Here is a 24,331-nt window from a genome sequence, read left to right on the forward strand (position 1 = left end):
TTTACTCGGATTCGTGTTTGCTGACGAGGCTGTTGAGCAACACGTTGTTCATTTTTTCGGAGTGGGCGCGTATGGCGTCGGCATCCCAAGATTCTGTTTCCATCATCAAATACTGTTTAACGCTATCGATGGTGTTGTTCTTATAAAACTCTTTCTTGGCCGCGGGCATGAAATTGCTCAGCCGAGAGTTCTTGCTATGGCTGATTAGGCATAGATTGCCGAACGAATTGAGCGTGTCGGCATCGAGCTGCACCTGTCCGTCTAGCGGATGCTGAGGGTAGTAATGCTCCACCGAACTACGGAAGGTGAATTCATAGGATTTAACCTTGTCATTCGTCCCGAGCTCAAGCCAAAGCAGATAGTCCAGGAAGTTGAAAATCAGGTTGTTTTCGATATTGCCGAACGTCAACCGAGACTCCACCGTCTCTGCCGCAATGCTTTCGCGGCGTGTCTGACAGGCGCCCCGATTGGTATAGATCATCGCAAAGTAATCCAGGCCTGCCTCTTGGGCCAGAAAGCGATCAAAGACAAACGCCTTTGCTACCGACTCCATGTGCCGCAGATAAACCTGAGCCTCAATCTGCTCAGCGTAAAACAGGTGAAAAAGCGCCGCATTCAGCCAGTGCTTGTAAACCAGCGTTGGCGTAGAAACATGAAACGCTGACAGCAACATCAGGATGCGGCGGTTGATGCCTTCATTGCCGTCCTCTTCTCCGAAGGTGTTCACATAACTCCCCCGTCCAGCGCTGCTGTGATCGCCGCCTTTGTTCCACTTGAAGCGTTTGAGACTCCAACCATCCGAGCCCTTGATGAACTCGCGCTTGATCACATATTGGTCAAACAGATACTTGCAACGCAGCAGGCTAAAGGTAAAACGCTTCACTGCCGCAACAGGGTCTGGCTGCTTGAGCACATGAGCCTCAAAGGTATCGAGCAGGCGTTTGTCATCCAATGGGATGTCCGCTCGCGTTTCGACACGCAGTACATGCAAAAGAAAGTTGGGAAAATTAATCACCGTGTTGAAGCGATCTGGCGCCTCCTCACCTGACTCACCCTGCTTCGCAGCGACCGGGACCTTGGCAATGATCTGATCAAGGGTCATGCGAGTGTCCTGCCGGGCAGTCACCTCCTGATTTTTGTGCAGTGCAGCTCGAAGCGAATCGAAGTCAGCGAGTTGAAACTGTCCCCAGTCCCCTTCGCCAAAAATGCTGCCACGTTGGCCAGGCGTGAAGCCCATTTGCACATAGCGTTCCATGTTGGCGCAGGCTTCCCAAACGGCATGCAGACAGTCCTGACTCTGCTCGCAGCCCTGCAACTGCTCCATCATCCGCGCCTTGAGCAGCTCGTGTTTTTCCAGCTGCTCACCGCGGTTATTCATGATCTCGAAGTAATGGTTCAGGTCCGTATCCGCCGGCACTTTCACACGCATGATTTGCACGTAGCCAAACAAGTAGTCGGCGAATTGCTGAGGTAAAACTCCGTTTTCTTTCAGCTTCTGCGGCAAGACTTTCTGGATAAGGCGGTAGCCATTGAGGATGCCGGTATTGATCTGCTTCTTAGTCAAAAGCTCGGCAGGGTCGTCGTTGAATTTCCCCTCGAAGATGGCCGCAAAGGTTGCGCGCGAATGCTCGCGGCTATCGAAGTGGATACTCAGGTTTGAATACCAGGCAAGCTCGACAGCCTTGGTGTTTTTCAAATACGACGTCAGCAACGACAGGGTCGTCAGCCGCTGTTGGCCGTCAATGGTTTCAAATACCGGTGATTTGCTGTCCGGGCGCTCATATACCACCAAGGTGCCAATGTAGTAATTGCGCGCTTTATCGTCCTTCTTCGGTAGGTAATCGATCACGTCCTGAATCAGCTGCGTGATTTCGCCCTCCTCCCAGGCGTAATTGCGCTGATACATCGGGATGACGTACTCGTCCCGACCGCTGAGCAGCGCCTTGATGGAGAGCTGACTGATTTCCCTACTCATAGTATTTCATCGCCTTGAACAGAGCTTCGATCTCATCGGTTCTGGTTGACTTCTGGCCGCTCAATACCGGCAGGCTGCAATTAATAAAGTCAGCAGGACGTGTGGCTTCCTTGATCAACCTGAAAAGATTGTTCTCCAACACGTGGTTATCCATGCTCGCCAGCTGCACCACCTGCATCTTCAGGCGCAGGCTGTAGGCCCAGATGAATATCTTCTCGATGGCCCGGGAGATATCTGCGTGACCGAACTTGTCGATGTAGTAAATCAACAGGCAATCGAACATCGCCCGTACGTAGCAATCGCCGGTGCGGGTTCTTGCCGGGTAGCTATTGAGGGTTTTCATGATGGTTTGCGCATAGCCATCGAGTCCTTCAGTGCCCACCAGTTCATGCCCGCTCCAGGACTCGGCGCTGATCCGCGCCACCTTGCCCTGATAGTGGCTGATCAGCTCAAAAAAGCGCCGGCCATTGATGATGATCTGATCCAGGTGGAAGGGAAAACCACGCTCGCGCGAGTCGATCCTGCGCTCGTATTGCCCGTTGTAGTTATCGATAAAATGGTGGGCGATACGCAGCTGCTCCACATAGGGGTAGCTGGCCACCGTATCGATATTCACGCCTTTGAATAAGTCGCTGTCATCCTTGCTGAAGTAACGCGCAGAAACCCCTTTCGACCAACTACGGATGCGGTACAGGTACTGGGAGAACAGTGTGGCCAAAGCCTTGGTGTCACTGTTTTCCCAATGCGCTACTGTGGCCGCCTTCAATGGCTCGTCACGCGGGCTGAACTCACGCAGATGGTAAGCCTTGAGCAAGTCATGAGGCTCCAGGTCCCGGCCCCGCGCATTCTGCGAGTCGAAGAACTGGAAGGCTTCCGACACATCGTTCAAGGCCACCGCCACGACCTGGCACTTGTTCAAGAAGAAGTCGATATGTGCCTCGGTAAAGTCCGCACGGGAAACGATGCGGGCCACCTCAAGGTAATTGCTATGGATGTTCTTCTGCGATATCTCGCTGGTAAAACTGGGGTTCACCATCGCTTGTTCAAGTTCGAACAGACGTTCCCGCAAGTCTTTGCGTTCGAGCTTTTTTTCCTTGTTCCGCTGGATCAACGCACGGACCGCCAGCAGCAGGCTAATGGTCCGCTGCTGGCCATCGACGATGTTCTTGGTCTCACCTTCGTGGTGAAACACGATGGTGCCCAAGCGGTAAGCGGACTTGTCCTTATGGATGGCGATATCGGAGAACAGTTGATTGATGTTCTTGCCAGTCCACTTGTAGGGGCGCTGGTACTGGGGGATATCCAGCGCAGAATCCATGAGCAGTTCGTAAACGCTGATGATCTTGCTGGATAGTTCGGTAGCCTGCTGCGCTGGGGTCGCGTCCATGCTCAGGTTTGTCATAGCAGTCGGGTTCTTCCGGTTAGCAGTTCTTGCATCATGCCTTGCTTTAGAGCGAGGGTTTTGGTTAGGCGATGCTCTAGAGCGGCCAGTTCTTCGTCCATGTCGGACAGCACATTAGCGATGGCTGATTGTTCAGGAGGCGGTGGAAGTTGTACCTCTACAGTCTTCAGCGACTCCTTATTGAGGGTGTACCCCTTTACAGCCTGCTTACCGTAAAGTGAGAAGTCAGTTCTCCCGAGTGCGTAATAAAGGTAGTCCCCACTAGCTTGAAGATTCTTAAAGCTACAAATCGCCTCATTCGTGTAAAGATCACAACCCGCAAAACACAATCGCCCAATAGACAATTTGAAGCTCATCAAAAGCGTGCCTTTAGGTATGACTTCCATAGCCGACGCAGCTAGCTCGGTGATTTCCTCTTTAGACTCCGAAACCACTTTGCTCTGAAGATCTGATATAGAAAGCCACTTGTGACCTCGCCCCCAGAGTGCTTTGTTTAAGCGGGGCGGTGTACGCCCCATTGCGATTTCGCAAATCTCCCCCAACCGCTTCACTTCCCACTTACCGCGGAAGCCCGGAAGGCGAATTTTGCCGGTTAGAAGTTGCTGCATGGTGGCCTGTTTGAGGCCGCGCTTCTTGGTAATGAGCCGCTCAAGCGCATCCTGCAGCGCATCCATATCACCTAAAGCCGTCACGATGGAGCGCTGCTCTGCTTCTGCGAGAGGAAGTACTACCCAGAAATCTTTCAGATTACGAAGAGTCAACCCCGGCTTGCTTTGCCCTGACTGGCTTGCCCAAATCTGCCTGTTGCCAGGCGAGCCCGGCGAAAGAAAAAGACAGGCGTACCGCCCTAGATTCGTCTCGGATAACCGCACGAGCCCAACATGCTGACTGATGTATGCCTCATCGAACTCGTGCTCAACGAGCGCCACATTCCCAACACTGTTTCCAGTAATTGTTATCAATAAATCATTGCGCTTCACCCGAGTCCGACTTCCCTCCGCCCCTTGTGGCGGGATCACGAACTGACTGTCATCAAAATCGAGGCGACCTGCACGAACGTTCTGACTACGAATGAACAATGCTCCTTGGTCAGAATAAAAAGCTGCCCACCCACGAGAACCGCTCGTGATGAACTCAGACAATTCACCAAGCGGCTTTGCCGTCCACTCCTTCGGAATAACCCCGACCTCCGTCTGCTTGTACTCCGGCTTCACTGCCATACCGCCCCCATCTTTTTCAGATGCTCTTCAACGCGACTGGCAAGGGTGGCGACTTCATCGGTGAGCAGCGGCAACGGGGTGGCGTAGCGTTCGCTCAGCTCACGAATGCGCCCGGTCAGGGTTTGAGATACAAGATCCAGTTCGCCCTGTACGGCTACGGCCAGGGTAGATAGCCATTTATCGTCCACCACAAGGGTTTTGATCTCACCCTCGCTAAGCAGCGGGTATTTAGCGTGGATTTTATTATCGAGCTCTTCCTCGGCCCTTTTGAGTTCAGCCTTAAGGGTGCTTTGCTGATCGATCAACGCGTCGTATTCGGCCAATACCTTGAGTTCATCCTCATAATCCGAATCATTTCCAATCTCGCGCTGGCGTGCCTTGATGGCTTTGGCCGTGACCTTTTGTTTATCACCCTCGCCTTCGACCACTTCGCTGAGCGAGCCATCCTCGCCGCTGTGCTCTTCAAGCATTTCACTCAAGCTTTGCTCGACGCTGGCAAGCCGGGTTTCAAGGTCTTCAATGGCGTTGCGCTCGGCCATGAAATAGCGGGCAATCAGAATCTCGACCGGAATCAGGTCGGACTTGAAGCGGCGCTTGCCCAGGCAGTAGTCATGCTTCTCAGCCCAACCCAACTTGTTGTTCTTATCCTTTACCTTGAGGATTTCGCGCGCTTTGGCGGCGGCTTTCCAGCCGTCGGCGCTGATCAGGTAGCAGTCGTCCTGCAGGGTCTCGGCCCAGTAGTCCATCAGGTGCTGATAGATGTCGTAATGGTCAAGCAAAGGCGCTTTGGCGAAGGCACTGAGCAGGTCTTCGGACAGTGTGGCAATCAGCTCCTTGGGGTGGCTGTTGACTGCAAAACTCTTCAACTGAGGGGTACTGCCCGCCAGCCAGTGGTTGAACAGCTTATCGACGCCAGCTTTGAATGCAGTGAACTGCGGATGGCCGAAAATGACCGTTTTCACCTCAGGGCTCACAAGCTCAAAGTAACCGGGATGGCTAGCCGGCTTGAACAACGCCGCACGCAGGGTTGGCATCACCTGCCAGTAGCTGTCAAAGGCGTCGATGTCACGCTCGGGAATGCCACCGCGCAAATGGCCGTCGATATCCTGAATGTCCTCAGGCTCGGCACTGTCGATGTAGCGCGGCAGGTTGAGGTTGAAGTCGTTCTTGGGATCGCTGATTTCATCGAAGGTCACCATGCGCGCGTAGCGCGGCACATCTGCCATTCGGGTAAAGGCATCGACGATTTTATGCACATCCTGATCGCGCAAGCGATTCTTCGGGCCGTCCTTGATAAAGCCCTTGGCGGCATCGATCATGAAAATGCCTTTGCGGGCGCTGGCGTTTTCCTTGTCCAATACCAGAATGCAGGCGGGGATGCCTGTTCCGAAAAACAGGTTGGCCGGCAGGCCGATAATGGCTTTGAGGTAACCAGAGCGCACCAGCTGCTCACGGATCACCGCCTCGGCATTACCGCGAAACAGTACGCCGTGGGGCAGAATGCAGGCACCTTTACCGGTACTTTTCAGCGAGCGGATGATGTGCAGCAAAAAGGCATAGTCGCCCTGTTTGGCTGGCGGCTCGCCCCAGGCAAAACGCTGGTACGGATCTTTGGCGGGTGTCAGGCCGACGCTCCAGGACTTGACCGAGAACGGCGGATTGGCCACTACGTAGTCATAGGTACGCAGCTGCTCGCCGTCCTTGAACTTGGGCGAGGACAGCGTGTTGCCCTGCAGAATGTTGGCTGTCGGGAAGTCATGCAGGATCATGTTCATGCGGGCGAGACCGGCGGTGGTCACGTCCATCTCCTGCCCTTCCAGGGTGATGTGCTTGCCGGCCTGATCGGCCACTTTCAGCAACAGCGAGCCTGAACCGCAGGTGGGGTCATACACAGTTGTAGACCCCACAGCATTGGCCGGGCTAATACCAATGACCTTGGCGATGATGCGGCTGACTTCAGAGGGGGTGTAGAACTGCCCCTTGCTCTTGCCGCTTTCGCTCGCGAAGTGGCGCATCAAGTATTCGTAGGCGTCGCCGAGAATATCGTCGTTTTCGGCGCGGTTCTTCGAGAAATCCAGCTCGGGTTTCTGGAATATGGCCACCAGATTGGTGAGCTTTTCCACCATATCCTTCCCCTCGCCGAGCTTATTCGGGTCGTTGAAGTCGGGAAAATCACTGCGGGCTAGCCGGGTGTTGGCGTCAATCAGCGGCTGAATGATCTGTGTATTGATCTTATTGCCAATATCGGCGTTGCCCTTAAGAGCAACCATGTCCTTGAAACTGGCACCCGGTGGAATATTGACCGGTGGTGCGAAGTCATCCGAGCTACCGTACTTGTCGGAGATGTACTTGATAAACAGCATGAACAGGACGTAGTCCTTGTACTGGCTGGCATCCATCCCACCGCGCAGCTCGTCACACGAGGCCCAGAGGGAGGAGTAAAGATCGGACTTCTTGATAGCCATTGGCAATCCTGACTGGGTAAAGAATAAGTGCGCAGGCGCCCCCTGTTATGCGCTCGGGATAATGCCCATGGCGCCGGCGTTAGACGGGGGTCGACAGATATTTGTAGCGAAGCGGAGCGGAGCTTTACCTGCGGTTAATGGGTGAACCTTATCTACTTCGGTTTCGTCGGGCCAGCATTTCGCCCTTATTTCTGGTCTTCATCCACTGCCACAAGTCAATCAACCGAGAAGTCGCAGAAAGTGGGCGGCAGACTTGGATGCCGCGCACAGTAAGCCGGCGAGCCTCCGGCGCCAATACTGGACGTGTGCACAGGTAAGTAATCCGCTCACATCCCGATAGCACTATGCCGCTAGGCAAGCGCCACTTCGCTGGTTTTTGATCATTTGCAAAGCTCGGGATGAACTTGCCTGTATCCATAATTGACATCTCGCCCAGCACTGATTTTCCGCAGGCGGGCTCAGCGTGCTTTCAACAACGCCTCAAAATCCGAAGCCTGAATCTCCGAAGCCCCACTCAACATGTCCCGCGCCAACGCCCGTCGCTTACTCAGCAGCTCATCCAGCGTCGCCTCAAACGTCGGCATCGCCGCATCCCGAACCGTTGGGTAGTACACGTACACATCCTTCTCCTGCCCAATCCGATAGGCCCGATCCGTCGCTTGATCTTCCTTGGCCGGGTTCCAGCAACGAGTGAAGTGAATGACGTGGTTGGCCGCTTGCACGTTCACCCCAAAACCGACGGCGATGGTCGACAGGATGATGACTGCGAAACCAGGTTGCTCCTGGAATTGGTCGATCAGCCTCTGGCGGCTATTCGCGCTCTGACTGCTGGTACTGGTATCACCGTTAATGACGGTAGCGCGAAACCCGAAATGCTCTTGAATCGAGTGTTGCAACTCTCGCTGAATATCACGCAACTCGGTAAAGACAATGACCTTGTCGCCGTTCCCGGCTCTTTTGATCGACTCAAGCGTCTGCATCAACCACTGCAGCTTCGGCGAGTTGTCGCGCAGTCGTTTGTCTGGCTGAACGCTGTAAGGATGAGCACAAATGAGCTTGAGCTTGTGCAGCAACCCGAGCATGCCGGAGGTCTTTTGATCGAGCTGTTCTTCGATCTGCTGCTTCTGGCTGTACGCAGCTATTTCGGACAGGTACAGATTGCGCTGCAAGGCGTGCATGCTCAGTGAACGACATGCCGTGTCTTCGATTTTGGCAGGCAGGTCCTTGGCAATGTCTTGCTTGGTACGGCGCAGAGTCTGTGGGTCGATAAGCACGCGAAGGCGCTCCAGGGCAACCGTGTCACGCTCCAACGCGGCTTCGATTGGACGCTGATACTCGCGCCCGAACTGGTTCAAACCGCCCAGGAAACCTGGCTGAATGAAGTCGAAGAGGCACCAGAGATCTATCAGGGTGTTCTCGACAGGCGTACCGGTACACGCCACTCGAAATCTCGCCGGAATGGCTTTGATCGCCTGAGTCACCAGTGCCGCGGGGTTTTTCAGTTTCTGCGCTTCATCGCATACGACGATCGACCATTGCTGACGCGCCAGGGAAAACTCCTGATCGCGCAGTGTCTCGTAAGTCGTGAGGACGATTCGGGCGTCGCCCATCCAACCTGGGCGTAGCAAGTTTTTGATGCCTTTGGCTTTCAAGTCGGCAGGGATTTCTTCTTTCTTGAACTTCACTGCACTCAAGGCTGAGCCATAGAGCTTCAGCACTGGCAGCGCGTCAGCGAAGAAGAACCGGTAAAGCTCTCGCTCCCAGTTATCGAGCAACGAGACTGGGGCGACGATCAGTGTCGGCTTGTCCTGTGGGTACTTTTCCAGGTACCAGACCAGGAAAGTGAGCAACTGGATCGTTTTCCCCAGCCCCATGTCATCAGCGAGCAAGCAGCCTGACACGTCTGATGGGGACAAACGGAACAAGTGCTGCAGCCACGCCACGCCTTGAAGCTGGTGCTCACGCAGGACGACTTCAGGCTTGAGCAAGCCGGGCAACTCTGGGACTGCGTCCAAAGCGGCGCGAAGGGCTGCCTGACGAATCTGAACGTAGGTCGGTTCGTCAATGTTGTGGCCGATTTGCAGTACAGCGCGGCCCACTTTTTCCTGTTGCTGGACCAGACTGGTCTCGACAGGGGCGATCTTCTTCGACCAGGCAGCAAACAGTTGCTCGGCGGCGGCAATCGAGAGCGGTGTTTCGGACTCTGGCAAACAGACCGTTTCATCACCGGCAGCGCGAGCTTCGTCCAGTCGCTGTTCAAACGCTTCGAATTGAGCGCGGTCGGAAGGATCCCAACGCCCAAAGATCTCTGCGTCAATGCCCAGCGCCGCCACATCCTTCGGCAACCAGCTCTCGGTCGCCTCTTTTACGAGGAAAGGCGAAGTAATTCTTTGCGCTTCGCCGATGCCAGTTACACGATCGCCGTAAAGGGACAGGTCCAGGACAGAATCGAACTCGATACCCGCCGCTTCGTTTTGCCAACGCTTAAGCAGGTCGTTGATACCTGCCAACTGGCGTAAATCAAAATCGCTGAGCTCCAACTCATAGCCCTGCCAGAAACCGGCAGGCATGCCAGCGGCCAATTTCAGCTGCAGTTCATGCACGAACGGTGCGAGTTCATAGGCTGCTTTAAATTCAACTTCGATGGGCGCTTGCGGTGTTGGCGAGATTGGTTCGAGCGTCAGGTTTACCTGCTCAATGTGCTGTCCCGCTTCATCCAGTTTGGGTTCCAGATAAAAGCGATGAAAGAAGATCCCGGCCTCGACCAGTTCGTCTTCATAGCTCTGCGCATCCAGCACTTGTGCGGCACCATCGCCGAGTGCGCTGTAAGGGTTGCGGACGAAGGAAAGTGCATCGTCCCCAGCGACCCGACGCCCGGGCAACGAGCGCACATAGTCCAGTACAGATTTGACTTCAGGCTCAATCAGGACGTGGGTCAACGATCCATCATCACCGGTCACCCGGTATCGATCCTGAACCTGCTTGGCACCGTCGAAAATATCAAGCCAGTTTGCCGGTTGGCCTTCGAAGCTTGGTTGCAGCTCGATAACCGGCGTATTACCGACTGTCGATTTTCTCGGGTTGAGTCGCAGACTTTCAGGTTTGATCACGACGGTCTTATCCAGGAAGCCATCCATGCCGGCGCCCGCCTTGCGGGCCAACTTCCTGATGCTGGCCCAGCCGATCTGGTTGGTTACTTCACCCGGCTCATTTTGTTGAGCCAGGTAAAGTTGCCGTACTGCGCCAGTCAGCTTCCAGCACGACTCAGGCAAAATCTCCGCTTTTGCGTGGTACTGGAGGATGGCGCCCGTGCGCTGCACCTGCACATTGGCGTTGGATTGCGGATCACGCCATCCACTGACGGATACTTTGAAATCGTCGGAGGCAAGGCTGCCTTGGCTGCTCAGTTGAGGAATGAGAGCTGTCTTTGGCGGCAACCCCAATAGCAGCAGACTTGTTAAATGCTCTGGTTCATCTAGAAGCCGATAGAGTTCATCCCACGTCAGCAGCCAGCGATCGCTGAGTTGGGAGACGAACTCCTCTTCTTCCAGCTGATCCAGATAGCTCGCCAGCGGCCAGGACTCAGCGTTATCCGCCAAGCTCAAGGGATAGCAAATGCCCTGCTCCTCGATGGAAAAAACAGGCTCAGTATTTTCTACCGGCGAATTCGGCTGCAGGCCAATGCCTTTGAGGAAACGCTTGAGCATTACTGCCTCCAGAACCGGAGTGGCTGTTGATTGACGGGTTTGAAGCCTAGGCGTTGGAGCGCAGCAACGGCGGCTTGATCATTGTCATCAAGCTGGACCTGAAACGCACCGCCGCGCGCGCGCTGGTCGTAGACTTTGTGTTTGACCGACTTCAGGGCGTTACGGACTTGGTCTTCAAAAGGCAATGGTTTGGCTGAACCTGGCGCTCCGGCCTGACTTTGAATGCGTATGCCTAATTTTTCGAGCTTGTCATCGAACTTGCTCAGCCAACCCTCGATGCGGTCCGGACGGCCAGGCGCAGGTGAATGGGGCATCCACTCTATCGTTCGATGGCGCTGCTTAAGTTCTTTGGTGAGTTCAAGCTGGGACTTGTCTGGGTTAAACGGCGAATCCTCCGCCTTGTACACAAAGCAGGCATTACCCGTTCCCGAAAACTCCACGAAAAAGTAGCCACCAAGCTGCATCACCACAGCATTGTTGTGCCCAGGACCGCCTACCAGCTTGCTCAAGCGCCCTTTGTTCTTCTCACGAAAATGGACGAAGTCCCGCCCACTGTCATGCCAGGCATCCGAACCCATGACGATTCGGGTGTAGCTCATTTGGTTGGCAAATCTTAACCAGTAATACAGACGCGACTGATCAACCTCGGAGTCTCCCTTCAACAGGTTGAAGAAGTGCTCAAGATCTTCCTTCGCGAACCACGCAACGACCATTGCACAGACATCTTTTTCAACGTACTGCAGCCAGCTGTTTTGTCTGGAACGGATCTGAGGGCTGCCCCAGTTGTCGAGGGCGACCTGTTTGAGCAGCGACGACGGTTTCTCTCGATACGCTGCCAAGTGATAACGCGACAGGCATGCACTCAGAATGTCGTTCATGTACCGCGGATGCTGCCGGCCGATGTCGACAAGGTCGGCTAAGCGCTGAGAAAACTCGGCGTCATCCAACATAAAAATACGAGAGATAAGTACGTTAAAGATCCTTCGCCACAGCCAACTGCTGTCAGGGATCTGCGCAATCGTCTGCAATGCCGAAAGGTCGCTGATCTCTCCCTTGAACATCTGGTCACCCAGCCTGGCACCTGCCTGCTCGGAGAAAAGCTCCTGATGCTGCTGGACGATGTGAACCCATTCCTTCTCGCGTTTTTGCTGGCCTCTGACGCATTCGAAGCCAAGCTGAACGTCTTCCCGCAACAGACACCAGTTGGCGCTCTTATCAGGCGTGGCGGCCTCGTACCCAAAGTAACTAAAGCACAGCGCCAACCAGTCTCGGCGGCTCAGCCTCCGCTTTTCGATACGGTGATGGATTTCTTTGTGCACTCGGCCAAAAAGCTGGTCATCGTCCAGTATCGGTCCGACTCGCTCACTCTTGTCCGAGAGACCGGCAAAAACCAAACGCCATTCTGAGGCGTTGAGTGGGAGTACATTGCGGAATTTGTTTATCGCAGCGCGGCGCTTTTCCTGAGGTGGCGGCAAAGCTTTTTCAGCGCGTTCGAATCTTTCGTAAAGATCAACTCCCGCAGCCCCCAGACGGGGGAATCGCGCCAACGGTTCAGGCGCCGGCCCCGTGCGATGTGCCAACAGACTCAGGTTAATAGCGGCGGAAAGCCTCGCGATTGGGCTGGTCATCGGCTCATCGCCAACTGACACTTTTCCATATCAGTGTTATTGAACACCGGTACCTCTGGCTTGAGGTTGTCCTCCTTTTCCTTCAAGCCAAAGAACTGCATGCGCAACTCCACTCGCCGGCTTTCTTCCTTGGTGTCCTTTGCATTGTTGAACGACACACCGCCCGCCAGGAAAATCGATCTGATTTGCTGTTGGTGCTCTGGCGACAATCCGACTTGGAGCGGGCTGCGGCTATCGAGCAGACTACACATCACCCACTCTGAACGCTGCAGTGAAAGGTGCAGGTTATAAAGATAAGAACCGTCGGTGTCTGTCGATCCCTCGATCACAACCTGTTTGAACCACTTTCGGCCTTCTTCACTGTTAGCCGCGTCCAGAATCATCGGCACAACCTCCTGAAGTGCCGACTGGCCATCGTTGCTCAGTGCGTACTGGTTATGCCCAAATCGGCCAGCATCGCCGAAGCTAATCCGATTGTCCTTACAGTCCACAACGATGGTTTTACTGGCAGTCTTCGCCTTAAGGCTCAGGTGCTCGCAGATCTGACTGATGTCCCTATTACGTTGCTTCTCTCCCTGCTCCGCTTGGTTAATACGCTGCGTCACAGAACTCAAAGCCGCCACCATGACCACGAGAAATAGAATCATCATCGCAGTCATCAAATCAGCGAAGGAGATCCAGAACGGCTTCTCTCCCTCGTCTTTTGAACGGACAACCGAAGGCATTTGCTTACCAAACATCGACTAGCCTCCGTTACTGCCTGATTCGTTCCATGATGTCGCCGAAGTCTTCGAGACTTTCCTTGACCCCTTCTACACCGCCAGCGAGGCTCTTGACTGCTTTATCGAGCTCGGCATCCAGACTACCCAGCGTTTGTCTCAAGGTCCGATCCATACCATCACCGAACTCTTTAAAGCCGTTACCCAACACACCACTGATGTTTTCCAGGTATTCATAAACTTCACGGTTAAGCGCCTGCATCCGCTCGCTTTGCACCTTCAGGTCCTGGAGATACTGGCTGCGGCCGCTGGCCTCCCCTTGCGCGCTTGCGACAACCCCTTCGATGACCGCGAGAGTTTTCGCCAACGCTTCACGATTGTTTCGATAGTCCGCGACCACGGTGTTCAACTCACGTGATGCCTGTGCAAGCTCAGTACCTGCGCCCTGGACTGTGCCCATCAGCCCCGCAGTCGACTCACTGGCACGCGCAACGCTTTGTCCGGCCGTTTCAAACCGCTCAGCCGCCGCCCGCATCTTGTCTGCGCCTAGCTGCATGCTCTGCAAATGCTGCTCTGTTTGGGCACTCAATGCCTTAACGGTGTCCTGTGCAGATTTCTGTTGCTCTGACACTGTTTGCAGCAACGCCTTGACCTGTTCGTCAAGACCGCCCACCAAGTCACGGGTGCCTTGATGCAGGTCAGCCTGTGCAGCGCGGGTGGTTTGATCCATCTGCTGCTGGCCGTGCTCCAATTGCTTGAAGACTGCCGAGAGTTGCTCACCCAGCACCTCAACGGAGCCCGCAATTTTCGCCATGGTTTCCTGTTGACCTTGGCCGATGTTCTGCTTGATCGACTCAACAAAAGCCTGGAGATTCTCAGCCATTGCCTGTTGGCGAGCCTCGCTTTGAGCAAACAACTTCTCCAACTGCTCGGCCATTCGAGCACCTGCCCCCTCCCCTTCGTTGCCGATACGGACAACCGAAGCCTGGAGATTGGCGAGCATCTCGTTCATCCCCGCTTGCATGGCGTTCTGTCCGGCCTGCATATCGGAGAGTAACTGAGCGATCATAGTCGAGCTGTTTTGGGTCGAGGACTCGCTAGCCGAACGCATATCTTGGATCAGCGTCGAAAAGCCTTGCTGCATCGACTGCATGGCGGCAACGGACTGACCCATCAATTCGTGTAGACCGTTGAACTGTTGGCCGAACGTACCTTCCAGCTTGTTCATAAAGGCAACTAGAACATCCTGAAGAAGGTTCTGTACTTGCCCTGACTGGTCGCCACTGGCGGCCTGAACCGCGCCCGCGATAGCTTCAAGGGGGGATTTGAGACTGTTCTCAATCGCACTGCTTACCTGATCGGCCAACAATTGCCCAGAGTCACGGTAAGTCGTTGACAAGGTATCCGCTAATTTGAGGCTTTCGCGGACTTGGGTATCAACGAGGTTCTGCAGCATTTCCCGCAGATCGGTTACCAGGCTATCCTTGAGCTGACGGGTTTGCACGGAGCTTTCAGCACTCGAGCGCACGAGCTCCGCTAGATATTCCTCACCGACACCGCTGTCGAAAAGCCCGTCGATGGTTTCGTTGAACGCTTCAAGAAGCCTGTAGCATTGGCCCAGACGCCACTTTTCAGTAATCGTGACGGCTATAGAGGCCATGATTGAAATAAAGGAGCCGATGAACGCAAACAACACGTCCTTGAGCAGCTTATCGACGCTGGCATTTACCTGCTCGGGGGTGCTTGGATCAAAATGCTGTAGGCCTAGCATCAAGCCGAAGAAGGTGCCGACAATACCGATGCCGGTCAAAATACCAGGCAGGTGTTTATAAAACTCGGTTCCCAGCGGGGTATCAACCACGCTTTGAGGTGAGAAAAAATGCGCGGCTCCGGCGGTGGCGCGCGACCGGACAAGAACCTGTTCGCCTTCTTGAAACTCAAACTGGTCGTGCAGCGTTTCAGCGTATTCGTGCCAAGAGTGCTCCAGCTTGCTTCCATTGAACAGTCGCTCCAATTCAGAGCGCCGTTGAGACGGGGCGAGCGCTTTCACACCGTGCACACGTTTAGTCAGTTTTTTCAGCTGACTGCTAAGTTTGAAGGATGGACAAAAATAACGGACAAAGTACCAAGCGCACAAAATGAAAACGAAGCCAACTACCGTTATTGGCGCGATCAGCTGCTCGGAGCTTGCTGCACCCCATAGATGCAACAGCGTCGAAAAATCCATACTTTCCGCCTTCAATTTAGCAATTTTTTGATGTTCGGGACGCTTGCAACAACCACATTGATGCGTCAATCGCCAATCCCGTTGGTGATCGATGACAGCACCTTGCTCGGCACGCGTTTTTCAGGGCACAACAAAGTCGGAAAGGAAGGACGGTAGTTTCACTACGACTGATCAGGAACCTTCCGTGGACAAATGTTAGAAAATCATGTCCTTATGCCAGCACCTTAGCCTGAGCCTTGACCGTCGTAAAGCCGGACGCGATCAATGGATCCCTGATCTGAGAGATCCGATAGGCTTATCGGGTGTGCTCCGCCACCACTTGCGAACCATCAGCTCAATACGAGCGACATCTTGAGGAGTTGGAGCAAAAGCGCATTTGCCGTACGCGACAGCAATAAGGCACGCGCCGACTCGCCAGAGCGGGTGAAGGAATGAACCAAGCGCCAGCAATCGCTATCAGTAGCCGCTGGTTCCACTCAAAAGCGAAATCAGAAGTACAGCTGTGGAATTGAGCTTTGGTCGACGTAAAGGCAGGAATTTAAGAAGATTCGCGAATGGTATTCCATAAGGTATTCCAATAGAAAATCCAACCGAAAATAATCAATAAAAATCAATACGATACATAATCAATTCAGATTACCCCGGCCCACCAATCCGAAAACGACAAAGCCCGCCAAGTGCGTAATGCTGTTCACTTAAGCATTTGAGTCTCAGCTGGGCTTATCCGAAAATCCGATGCCAGATATCTGGCATCGGATTTTTTATGTCTGTTCAACAGGACCTGCTCGACCTCGGCGACCTTTTCAACTTCTGCGACCTGAGCACCTTCACCCAAAACATCCCCATAGAGTGGGTCGCGTCTGCGCTGGATCTTTCCAGTCAGGCCACCATTCGTCGACGTCGCCTGCCCGCTGACCAAGTGCTTTGGCTGGTGCTCGGCATGGCGCTGTTTCGTGATGAACCGGTTCACGAAGTGGCCAGACGTTTGAACATCTGCGCCCAAGGCCTGGCCTCTGACCACCTGTTGGCCCGTAGCGGTCTGACCGAAGCGCGTAAGCGGCTCGGCGCCGATCCCGTTGAGTGGCTGTTCCGCAAGACGGGAACCCAATGGGGCGCGGAGCGCTATGACGGTGACGCCTGGCATGAACTGCAGGTGTTCGCAGTGGACGGAGCACTCTTGCGCACCCCGGATACGCCCGAGCTTCGGGACCACTTCGGGTCGGGAAACACCCCGAGCGACCGCCAACTCCGTTTCCCATGCTGCGCCTGGTGGCGTTGATGAATGTACGTTCGCACGTGATCCTGGATGCGCAATTGAGCCCTTACCGACGCAGTGAAATGCGCTTGGCCGACGAGTTCCTGCAGCAGATCCCCGATCACTCGGTGACGTTGTTCGACAAAGGATTCTGGGGGGCCGAACTGCTGTCGAGCCTGAGCAGTGCTGGTAGCAACCGTCATTGGTTGATCCCGGCAAAAAAAGGAATGGTCTGCGAAGAAGTGACCCGCTACAGCCAGCACGATCGTTGGGTGCGCATGAAAGTCTCGCCGCAGGCCAGGAAGCGAAACCCGACCCTTCCAACGCATTGGGAGGCCCGCGAAGTCAGTTATGAAATTCAAGGCAAGCTAAAGACCGTCATGACGTCATTGCCGGCTAACGCCTACAACGCCAAGGCCGTGGCCAAGCTGTATCAGGAACGCTGGGAGATCGAATTGGGCTTCAGGGACATCAAGAGCTCGATGCAGCAGAACGCAGTGACCTTGCGTAGCAAAAAAGTCGACTTGGTCTATCAGGAGGTTTGGGGACTTTTGTTGGCTTATAACGTGATTCGTCGGGAAGCCAGCCAGGCGGCGGTGGCGTTTGGCCGAGCCCCCTCGGACATTCGTTTCAAACCGGCTTGCCAGTACATTGCCGTGCAACTGATAGTGATGGCAGCGGCCAACCCGATTTCAGCCACAGGCAGACGATTGGCAGAGTTAAGGGCAGGTATCGGAGGATTGTTTCTGGATCACCGTCCAAGACCTTCAAGGCCAAGGACGGTGAAAATATCAAAGACCCGGTTTCCAGTAGACCGTAAGGCTGCTCCGCTTAAGTGAACAGCATTACGCCAAGTGCGGGCTTTGTTGCATCTGGCGTTTGGTAAATTGTCAGCTATCCCGCATCCCTTGAGCGAGGCTTGCCCGCGAAGAGGCCAACCAGATCAGCACAAATCACCCATGGCCAAAGATGCAACCGTCGCCGCGATCGACTCTATTTTTTTCTGCACATCTCAACATCGCTCTGCATTTTCAGCTCAGTGTCGATTCCCAGCCGATACCGGCAGTAGTCAATGATCCACTTTCGCTCTTCGTCCGTGAGTCGCTCGACTTGCCTGATCTCTCCATCGTTGGCGTGGATGTTGTAAAATTTCATCTGAAACGTCGGGTGTTTTTTGATGAAAACAATGGTCTCAATATCGCCATCTTCAAGTGCTTCGTAGTAGCCGACGTAGAGCACAACCAATACCGCCAACACTGCAGCAATCAATAGCTTTTTCATTCTTGCGGCGCCGGTGGAGGCAACAGTTGAGTCTTGGTTCGGAGGTTTCTAACCAATTCCATACCAATATTTCCTGGACAGATTTTTCCCTCGGACGCTTGCCCTGGATACTCCCTATGACCACCAAAGTGCTTGATGACGAACACGCTCTTCAGCGCGTCGATCAAGTGCATCAACGCGACGATTTGAGCATCCGGAATCACGTTTGTGGTGCTGTAGCCGATGCTGTCGAGGGCAACTCGTCCTTTCGCGACCCAGTCGCCCCCCTCCTCCGGTGTCGTCAGGTTTTCCAGTAACACAATGCCGATCAAACCAGTGTTGAACTTCAAAACGCTCGAACCCTGAAGCCGAATGTCACGACCTTCGAAAATCTGTCCGGTGCAATCGATCCCGTAGTGGTAGCCGATATCGTCGTACTTCTGACTCAGGTGGCCTTTTTGGATCTCCTGCATCTGCTCTGCACCGGGTGTGCAGCTATGGCTCCGCCCGGCATGGTGCAGGGCAATCATGCTGTAGTCCCAATCCATGACCATATCCGGCTTGCCTTTCACCGCGCCCCAAGATGATCGCTCGACGAACGTCGCGTTCAGTGATCGAACCTTTTTGATAATCGCCTCCCGTGTAGCGGCCCGGTCGTTCACAGTGATTGGAATCGGACACATGAACTCGCCAGGTTTGATCTCCTGTGCAGTTGCTTGAGTCGCAAACAGAGCGGCCATCAGCGCTCCTCCGACAGTTCATGAAGCGTTCGGGCCGGAGCGTTGAACTTGATGTGAAGGGAGATTTTTGCGTCTGGCGTGGGTGTCTTTACATGCGCTATGCCGTTGGCATCGGTCACGCCGGTTGTCTCTACGCCGTTGATAGTCGCCACATAGTCGCGGAAGGACAGCGGATCGCCTGTTTCACTATCAGTGATACTGAACGACTGCCCGTAGGCTTTCTGAATGGAGAGAGGCACGGGAGGTATAAACGGTGCCGGGGTATGCGAGTCGCCAATGATCACCGTGCCTGAGCCATCGATCACGACGTCTCCGTGAGTGCCCACGGTATCGACTAGAGCGGCGTTTTTGCCGTTGATGAACACAGTAGCTGCTACGCCTGAGATCAAGGCGCTGCCACAGGTGCAGGAATCGCCTTTACGGGCGGCGGCGAGCCCGTCGAAGAATACGTCAGAGGATCCGGAGGCGATGGCTTTGGCGCCATGTCCGGGCATTGGGCAACTGGTCGGATCGGTGATACGTGCGGCTGGCTTTGCCATGCATGACTCCCTGTCAGCGGTGTTCAACGATGGTCGACTTTAGCAGAATTGTTCTAAACACAGGCTCATCCGCTCCGTCCTAGGAAATTTCCCGCAAAACGCATCGACTTCCATGAACTAGCGGGCGCTGCTCATCGAGGATAGCCTTCAGGTGTCGCTGCAAATCAGCGATTGGGCTTTGACAGGCCGAAAAGTGTAACCTTTCACTCCTCCTGATCAGGCAGCATGCTCACGCGCATGCGGTCTTGTTTATGGCGGCTGTGCGTGGGGCATCTTCGGATGCACCGGGTTCTTACACTACCGGTCTGTCAACCCGCGCACAGCTGCCACCCAACTCTGTTTGACAGCAGAGAGGTGGCTGCCTCCAAAACTAGTGTAGGAGCATCACCATGAAGAAGATCACCCCCAATCCTCCAGAAACCGATACCCCTTCAGAAGCCGAAACCCTCGACCTGACCCAACTCTCCAAAGCCACCCAACGCGCCGTCAGCGCCCGCTTGCGCAACCCGAAACAACCCGATCCCGTGAGCCATATTTTCACCATTCTCCCCGACGTCGACACACCCACCCTGCTCGCTCACGCCAGCGAAACCCTGGCCTCCATGAACGTCATGACCACCGACCTGGCCGACCAGCTCGAAGGCTCCCATCGCAATGTGGCATTGGCGATTCAGCAACTGGCCGTGCTGGCCGAGATGTTGATCAATCGAGCGCTGGATAACCTCGATTCGCCCACGCCGGCGGTCACGCCCGTCTGCCGCTGAATGATCGCGCTCGCTGATCGAATGGAGGTTTTGTCATGGATCGATACATGCCGGTCACCGGCATCGACTGCACCATCGCGTCGCTGCTGATCGACACCGAAGCGCCGCTGGACGTGCTGCATGAAACGGCGGCCTACCGCATCCGCACCGCGACTCAGTTGCTGGAGAGCTTCGCCGTCAGCGAAGGCGTTCACAGTGAGCTGGCGCGGGTGTTGGTAACTTCGTTGCGCGACGGCTGCGATTTGCTGGATGTGGTTGGGCGACGGTTGCAGATGCAGGTTTCGGCGTTATAACGAACCCCGCACAGGAAGACGTTTCTGCTCCTCACACAACAAGGCACCTGACGAAAATATCGCAGGTGCCTTTTTTCGATTGAGCGGATAGAGATGTTCTGAATGCGTGACATCTGGAGCAAAATGTTACGCATACGAAACAATATGGCACCTGATGACTCAACAATAGGTTTCATAATCTGTAACTTACTGTCGACTCAATGGACGCGCAGCAGACACGCTTTCGCTCTAGTGTGGAAAAGGGTTTCGCTGTCGGACTTGAACCACGTCCCCCTGGGAAATTTCCCGCAACCCGTAGCGACTTCCATGAACTGGCGAACAAAGTTTCCGGCCGATAGTCTTCACGCTTCGCTGCAAACCCTGCGGACGGTTTTGACAAGCCGAAACAGCGTAAGGATCCCTAACCCCCATGGAACGCCCTTATGAAAAAAATCACCCTGACATTAGTTGAAAATCCGGCCACTTCAGAGCCTGAAACCCTTGAGCCAACCCAACTCCCCCAAGCCACCGAACGCGCCGTCAGCGCCCGCCGGCGCAACCTGAACAGGAACATCTTCAGCGTCCGCCCCGACGTCGACACGCTCACCCTGCTCGCTCATGCCAGCGAAACCCTGGCCTCCCTCAACGTCATGACTATGGACTTTGCCGACCGACTCGAAGGCCCACAGCGTAATGTGGCACTGGCGCTTCAGCAGTTGACGATGCTGACCGAGCTTTTGGTCAACCGAGCGCGGGACAACCTCGATCCGAACGCGTCGGTGGCCGTAGGCGAGCCTCCCGTCCTTCACTGAAGGATCGCGCTCGTTGATTGAGCGACGGCTACAGACGCAGATTTCGGCGTAGAAAAGCAAAATGGGCGACCTCATTGAGGTCGCCCATTTTTGTTGATGCCGTCGTTGCTACTTCTTGAAGCCCAAGTCCTGAATGCCCTCATCGCCGCTCAACGTAGTTCGGGATGGAGCGCACATCGATGTTAATGCGCTATGCCGGCAGGTCTTTGTTGCTACCCAAAAGTCAGTGCAAATGGCGCCGCCGCTTTTTGGATGGCACTGACTACATGAGGGGGCTGTTGGGCAACGCATCTTCATCGTAGCGGTAAATGAAATCCTCAGAGCTGGTGAGGATTCGGCCGCTGCTCCCCTCGGGGGTACTGACTTTGAGCGAGGTCATTTTCATTTAGAACAGCTCACCAAGTTCTTCCAGAGTCGGCATGGCTGCCGGAATGACAGCAAGTTCGCAATCCAGAGCACCTAACACCCGCGCATAAGCACTCATGCTCACGGAAAGAGAGCCCTTCTCTACTGCGATGACTTTCTGCCGAGTCAGCCCGGCGAGTTCGGCAAGATTTGCTTGCGTCAGGCCACGATTCATACGCTTTTCGCGTATTTGCTTACCTAAGCGGCAGATCAACAAAGAATAATCCATGTTCCGTTACCGTGACATTTACATTCAAATGTACCGTATGCATAACATTAATACGACTCTAGAGTATTTCACTCACTCAGAGGCCGATTGGCGGCGGATCCATTCACCTTAAACAGCTGAGGTACCGGACACGCCGGAGGGCAGTCATCCACATGAATTTTTCTTCACCCCACCGCCTCTCTCCAACCTGTACATTCCTCTCGCTCATTCAAGAAACTACGGTTTGCCCGCCCTCCCGCGGGCTTTTTTTTGTCTGTCGTTTTGTTAGCGGTGATCTCAAGTGACCGGCGCACGGGCGCGGGTGCCTCAGCGGTACAAACACGAATCCTGCTCCGCACACCGCGCCAGATAACAATGCAAGGCCGTTCACGATTCGTTCAACATTCCCCCCCTATGCTCAAGCTTCCCGGTCCCCTGCTCGGTAGCCAGAAACTCATGTCACGTCCCGCCTCGTCGCTGTTTCTGCTCGCCGTTCTGCTGTTTTTCTTCGCGTTGGGCAATCACCAGTTACAAGGCTCCACGGAGGCCCGGGTTGCCGGGATTGCCATGCAGATGCATCTGGATAACGACTGGGTGACGCCTCGTTTGTTCGGCGAACCGTTTCTTGAAAAGCCGCCCTTGAGTTTGTGGCTCGATGCCGGGGCGATTCGCGCATTTGGCGGTACGCCTTGGGCGGTGCGGCTGGCGTCGGCGTTTGCCGGGCTCTTCAGCGTGATGCTGCTGTACGCGATGCTGCGACGGTTCGGCCGGCCCGAGGCAGTTGCGTGGACGGCGGGGATACTGCTGGCGACCATGGCCAGCTACTGGAGCAATGTGCGCGGCGTCGGTGAAGACGCGTTGCTGGCCCTTGGTGTGACCATGGCGCTCTTGGCGTTCTTTCAGGGGCAACGGCACTCGTCCGTTGGCAACGCGTTACTGTTTGCTTCAGGGATCGCCATCGCGACCTTGAGCAAGGGCGTACTGGGGCTGGCGATGCCGGGTGTGGTGATCTTCGCGTACCTGTCGGCCGAAACCGTGATGGACAAACGCCTGAAACTTTCGGACTGGCTGCGCCCCGGTCTGTTGACGCTGCTGGGGCTGGTGCCGTTGATGATCTGGCTCGCGCTGCTGTATCAACGCGGTGGGGCGCATGCCGTGGGGGAAGTGTTGCTGACCAACAGCGTCGGGCGCTTCAGCGGTTCCTTCGTCGAGGCCGGGCATTACGAACCGTTCTACTACTATCTGGCCAAGCTGCCGGAGGCCTTCCTGCCCTGGAATATTCTGGTGTACCTGGGGTTGTGGCATTTTCGCAAAAGCCTGATGGCCAATCGTTACCTGTTGTTCTTCACGGTGTGGCTGCTGGCGCAGTTCGTCATGCTGACCCTGGCGTCGAGCAAGCGCACGGTGTACCTGATGTCCATGACGCCTGCGGCGGCGGTGATCGCTGCAGAGTATGCGAACGTGCTGTTCGAACGACTCAAGGCCCACATCGAAGCCCCGACCTGGCTGGGAGTCATTGCCCGGCACCGTCGCGGTGTTGTCATGAGCGTACTGACCGTGGTGATCGGCAGTTACCCCGCCGCGGCTCAATGGGCATTGCCTCACGCCGATCGCAAACTGTCCTTCCTGCCGCTAACGGAGCAGATTCAGACGTTGCGGGCCAGCGGGCAACAGGTCGCGTTGTTTCAGGCCAACGAACGGGTGGGCGGCGCCAGCGTTTTCTATACCCAACGCGTGCTCGAGGGCCTGGATACCGAGGCGCAATTGCATGAGTTTCTGCGCGCTTCATCTTCCAATGTGGCGCTCATGGCCGGGGCACATGAACCCGCCGCGCCCTTGAAAGTGCTCAAGACCATGAAGGTGGGACGTCAGGCTTACTACTTTGTAACCCTGTAAACGGCTCAACAACAGGTGACGCAACCTTCTGCAGTACAGGCAGCTCCAGCCGCGCCCGCCCATAAAACGCCAACGCCGTCAGCAAACATGCCAGCCATACAAAGATTCCGGCCCAGAAGGTGTGGGACATGTAGTGCCACCCCTGTAGAACCCGCGTTGTGCCATAAACGAAACCGAGCAGCAGCGAGCCGTGCATCAGCGCTTTGGAATACCGCCAGCGATAGCGGCGCGCCACGAAGTACAGCGCGAGCATGGTGAAGCCGCCCGACGCATGTCCACCCGGCCAGCAACGACCGTCGCCGGCGACTTTCAGCAAATCGAAATTCTGGTACCACTCCTTGTGTTCGATTTTTCCGGCGTACTGAGTCGTTTCGACCGGGCAATACACACTGGTGTGGCCTTTGAGGTAGTGGATAACGCCAGTGCTGATGGAGAACGCGAACACCACATAGAGGAAGTCCCGACGGTGTTTACTGGCGAACCGAAGCACCGGTGCGATTTTGATTTTTTCCAGAAGTGCGATGATCTTCGAATGTTTTTCAGCCTTCAGACGCGGCCAGAGAAACGACAGCAAAGCGCCGATCATCGCGACCTCACCGGTCCAGTTCGGAATGATCCGCGCCCATTTATGGGTGATTTTCTCGAACAGATGAACATGCTGTAACGGAAACACCTGTGTGGCCGGATCATAAAAAAGATCGCTGAAGGCGATGTCGATTCTAGTCAGGTCAAACAGCAGGAACACCACGACCGCGCAGGCCAGCGGAATACCAAAGTTCACCCAGTAAAAGCGGTAACGGGAAGAAGTCAGCATCGTACGTCCTGATCCAGAGGGAT

Annotated in this window: 17 protein-coding genes and 1 pseudogene; 5 read left to right on the forward strand and 13 right to left on the reverse strand. The window is 55.0% G+C overall.

Translation table 11 applies throughout. The features are described 5' to 3' along the window. Position 1: 1 nt before the first annotated feature. The 8 genes from PSH88_RS26650 to zorA1 all read right to left on the reverse strand — a co-directional run bounded on the left by PSH88_RS26650 (position 2) and on the right by zorA1 (position 15,343). Positions 2–1,975 (reverse strand): DUF262 domain-containing protein, encoded by a 1,974-nt coding sequence (locus PSH88_RS26650; protein WP_305423649.1) that lies wholly within the window; start codon positions 1,973–1,975, stop codon positions 2–4. Then, positions 1,968–3,362 (reverse strand): DUF262 domain-containing protein, encoded by a 1,395-nt coding sequence (locus PSH88_RS26655; protein ID WP_305423651.1) that lies wholly within the window; start codon positions 3,360–3,362, stop codon positions 1,968–1,970. Before PSH88_RS26655 ends, PSH88_RS26650 begins: the two co-directional genes overlap by 8 nt. A gap of 11 nt (positions 3,363–3,373) precedes the next feature. Next, a complete protein-coding gene (locus PSH88_RS26660) occupies positions 3,374–4,597 on the reverse strand; it encodes a restriction endonuclease subunit S (protein ID WP_305483411.1) in 1,224 nt (407 codons plus the stop codon). Further along, on the reverse strand, positions 4,588–7,062 hold the full coding sequence (locus tag PSH88_RS26665; protein ID WP_305423654.1) for a type I restriction-modification system subunit M: 2,475 nt from the start codon (positions 7,060–7,062) through the stop codon (positions 4,588–4,590). Before PSH88_RS26665 ends, PSH88_RS26660 begins: the two co-directional genes overlap by 10 nt. A gap of 458 nt (positions 7,063–7,520) precedes the next feature. Continuing rightward, the gene (gene zorD / locus PSH88_RS26670) at positions 7,521–10,769 is read right to left on the reverse strand and encodes a type I Zorya anti-phage system protein ZorD (RefSeq protein ID WP_305423655.1); all 3,249 of its coding nucleotides are present in this window, start codon (positions 10,767–10,769) and stop codon (positions 7,521–7,523) included. Continuing rightward, positions 10,769–12,397: a type I Zorya anti-phage system protein ZorC gene (zorC, locus tag PSH88_RS26675; protein ID WP_169858932.1), complete on the reverse strand. Its 1,629-nt coding sequence runs from the start codon at positions 12,395–12,397 to the stop codon at positions 10,769–10,771. Before zorC ends, zorD begins: the two co-directional genes overlap by 1 nt. Further along, positions 12,394–13,137, reverse strand: a complete 744-nt coding sequence (gene zorB1, locus PSH88_RS26680; RefSeq protein ID WP_056741006.1) for a type I Zorya anti-phage system protein ZorB1 — start codon at positions 13,135–13,137, stop codon at positions 12,394–12,396. The genes zorC and zorB1 overlap by 4 nt, the downstream gene beginning before the upstream one ends. Before the next feature lie 13 nt (positions 13,138–13,150). Continuing rightward, positions 13,151–15,343, reverse strand: coding sequence for a type I Zorya anti-phage system protein ZorA1 (gene zorA1 / locus PSH88_RS26685; protein ID WP_305483412.1), 2,193 nt, complete (start codon positions 15,341–15,343; stop codon positions 13,151–13,153). Positions 15,344–16,106: 763 nt separating this feature from the next. On the opposite strand from zorA1, the pseudogene PSH88_RS26690 reads away from it, so the two are divergent. Continuing rightward, positions 16,107–17,437, forward strand: a pseudogene (locus PSH88_RS26690) (IS4 family transposase). Between the two features lie 154 nt (positions 17,438–17,591). Here the strand turns inward: PSH88_RS26690 and PSH88_RS26695 are convergent. The 3 genes from PSH88_RS26695 to PSH88_RS26705 are packed head-to-tail and all read right to left on the reverse strand — an operon-like array spanning position 17,592 to position 19,137. Then, a complete protein-coding gene (locus tag PSH88_RS26695; protein ID WP_305423658.1) occupies positions 17,592–17,879 on the reverse strand; it encodes a hypothetical protein in 288 nt (95 codons plus the stop codon). Then, positions 17,876–18,598: an N-acetylmuramoyl-L-alanine amidase gene (locus PSH88_RS26700; protein WP_305423659.1), complete on the reverse strand. Its 723-nt coding sequence runs from the start codon at positions 18,596–18,598 to the stop codon at positions 17,876–17,878. Before PSH88_RS26700 ends, PSH88_RS26695 begins: the two co-directional genes overlap by 4 nt. Further along, positions 18,598–19,137 carry a PAAR domain-containing protein gene (locus PSH88_RS26705; protein WP_305423660.1) on the reverse strand — a complete coding sequence of 180 codons (540 nt, stop codon included), beginning with the start codon at positions 19,135–19,137 and terminating at the stop codon, positions 18,598–18,600. Before PSH88_RS26705 ends, PSH88_RS26700 begins: the two co-directional genes overlap by 1 nt. A 389-nt stretch (positions 19,138–19,526) precedes the next feature. Here PSH88_RS26705 and PSH88_RS26710 point away from each other — a divergent pair, with 389 nt between their 5' ends. The 3 genes from PSH88_RS26710 (at position 19,527) to PSH88_RS26720 (ending at position 20,985) form a co-directional block, all read left to right on the forward strand. Further along, complete coding sequence (locus tag PSH88_RS26710) at positions 19,527–19,901, forward strand: DUF6124 family protein (RefSeq protein ID WP_305423662.1); 375 nt, start codon at positions 19,527–19,529, stop codon at positions 19,899–19,901. Positions 19,902–19,936: 35 nt separating this feature from the next. Next, a complete protein-coding gene (locus PSH88_RS26715; RefSeq protein ID WP_305423664.1) occupies positions 19,937–20,194 on the forward strand; it encodes a hypothetical protein in 258 nt (85 codons plus the stop codon). Positions 20,195–20,616: 422 nt separating this feature from the next. Beyond that, positions 20,617–20,985 (forward strand): DUF6124 family protein, encoded by a 369-nt coding sequence (locus PSH88_RS26720; RefSeq protein ID WP_305423666.1) that lies wholly within the window; start codon positions 20,617–20,619, stop codon positions 20,983–20,985. Positions 20,986–21,370: 385 nt separating this feature from the next. Here PSH88_RS26720 and PSH88_RS26725 read toward each other — a convergent pair whose 3' ends face one another. Then, the gene (locus PSH88_RS26725; RefSeq protein WP_305423667.1) at positions 21,371–21,619 is read right to left on the reverse strand and encodes a helix-turn-helix transcriptional regulator; all 249 of its coding nucleotides are present in this window, start codon (positions 21,617–21,619) and stop codon (positions 21,371–21,373) included. Positions 21,620–22,054: 435 nt separating this feature from the next. Between PSH88_RS26725 and PSH88_RS26730 the strand changes: the two genes are divergently transcribed. After that, a complete protein-coding gene (locus PSH88_RS26730; protein WP_305423669.1) occupies positions 22,055–23,494 on the forward strand; it encodes an ArnT family glycosyltransferase in 1,440 nt (479 codons plus the stop codon). Here PSH88_RS26730 and PSH88_RS26735 read toward each other — a convergent pair. Next, positions 23,445–24,308 carry a phosphatase PAP2 family protein gene (locus PSH88_RS26735; RefSeq protein WP_305423671.1) on the reverse strand — a complete coding sequence of 288 codons (864 nt, stop codon included), beginning with the start codon at positions 24,306–24,308 and terminating at the stop codon, positions 23,445–23,447. The two genes, PSH88_RS26730 and PSH88_RS26735, sit on opposite strands and share 50 nt — an antisense overlap. Positions 24,309–24,331: the final 23 nt, after the last annotated feature.

It is taken from the genome of Pseudomonas wuhanensis (assembly GCF_030687395.1).
Classification (GTDB): domain Bacteria; phylum Pseudomonadota; class Gammaproteobacteria; order Pseudomonadales; family Pseudomonadaceae; genus Aquipseudomonas; species Aquipseudomonas wuhanensis.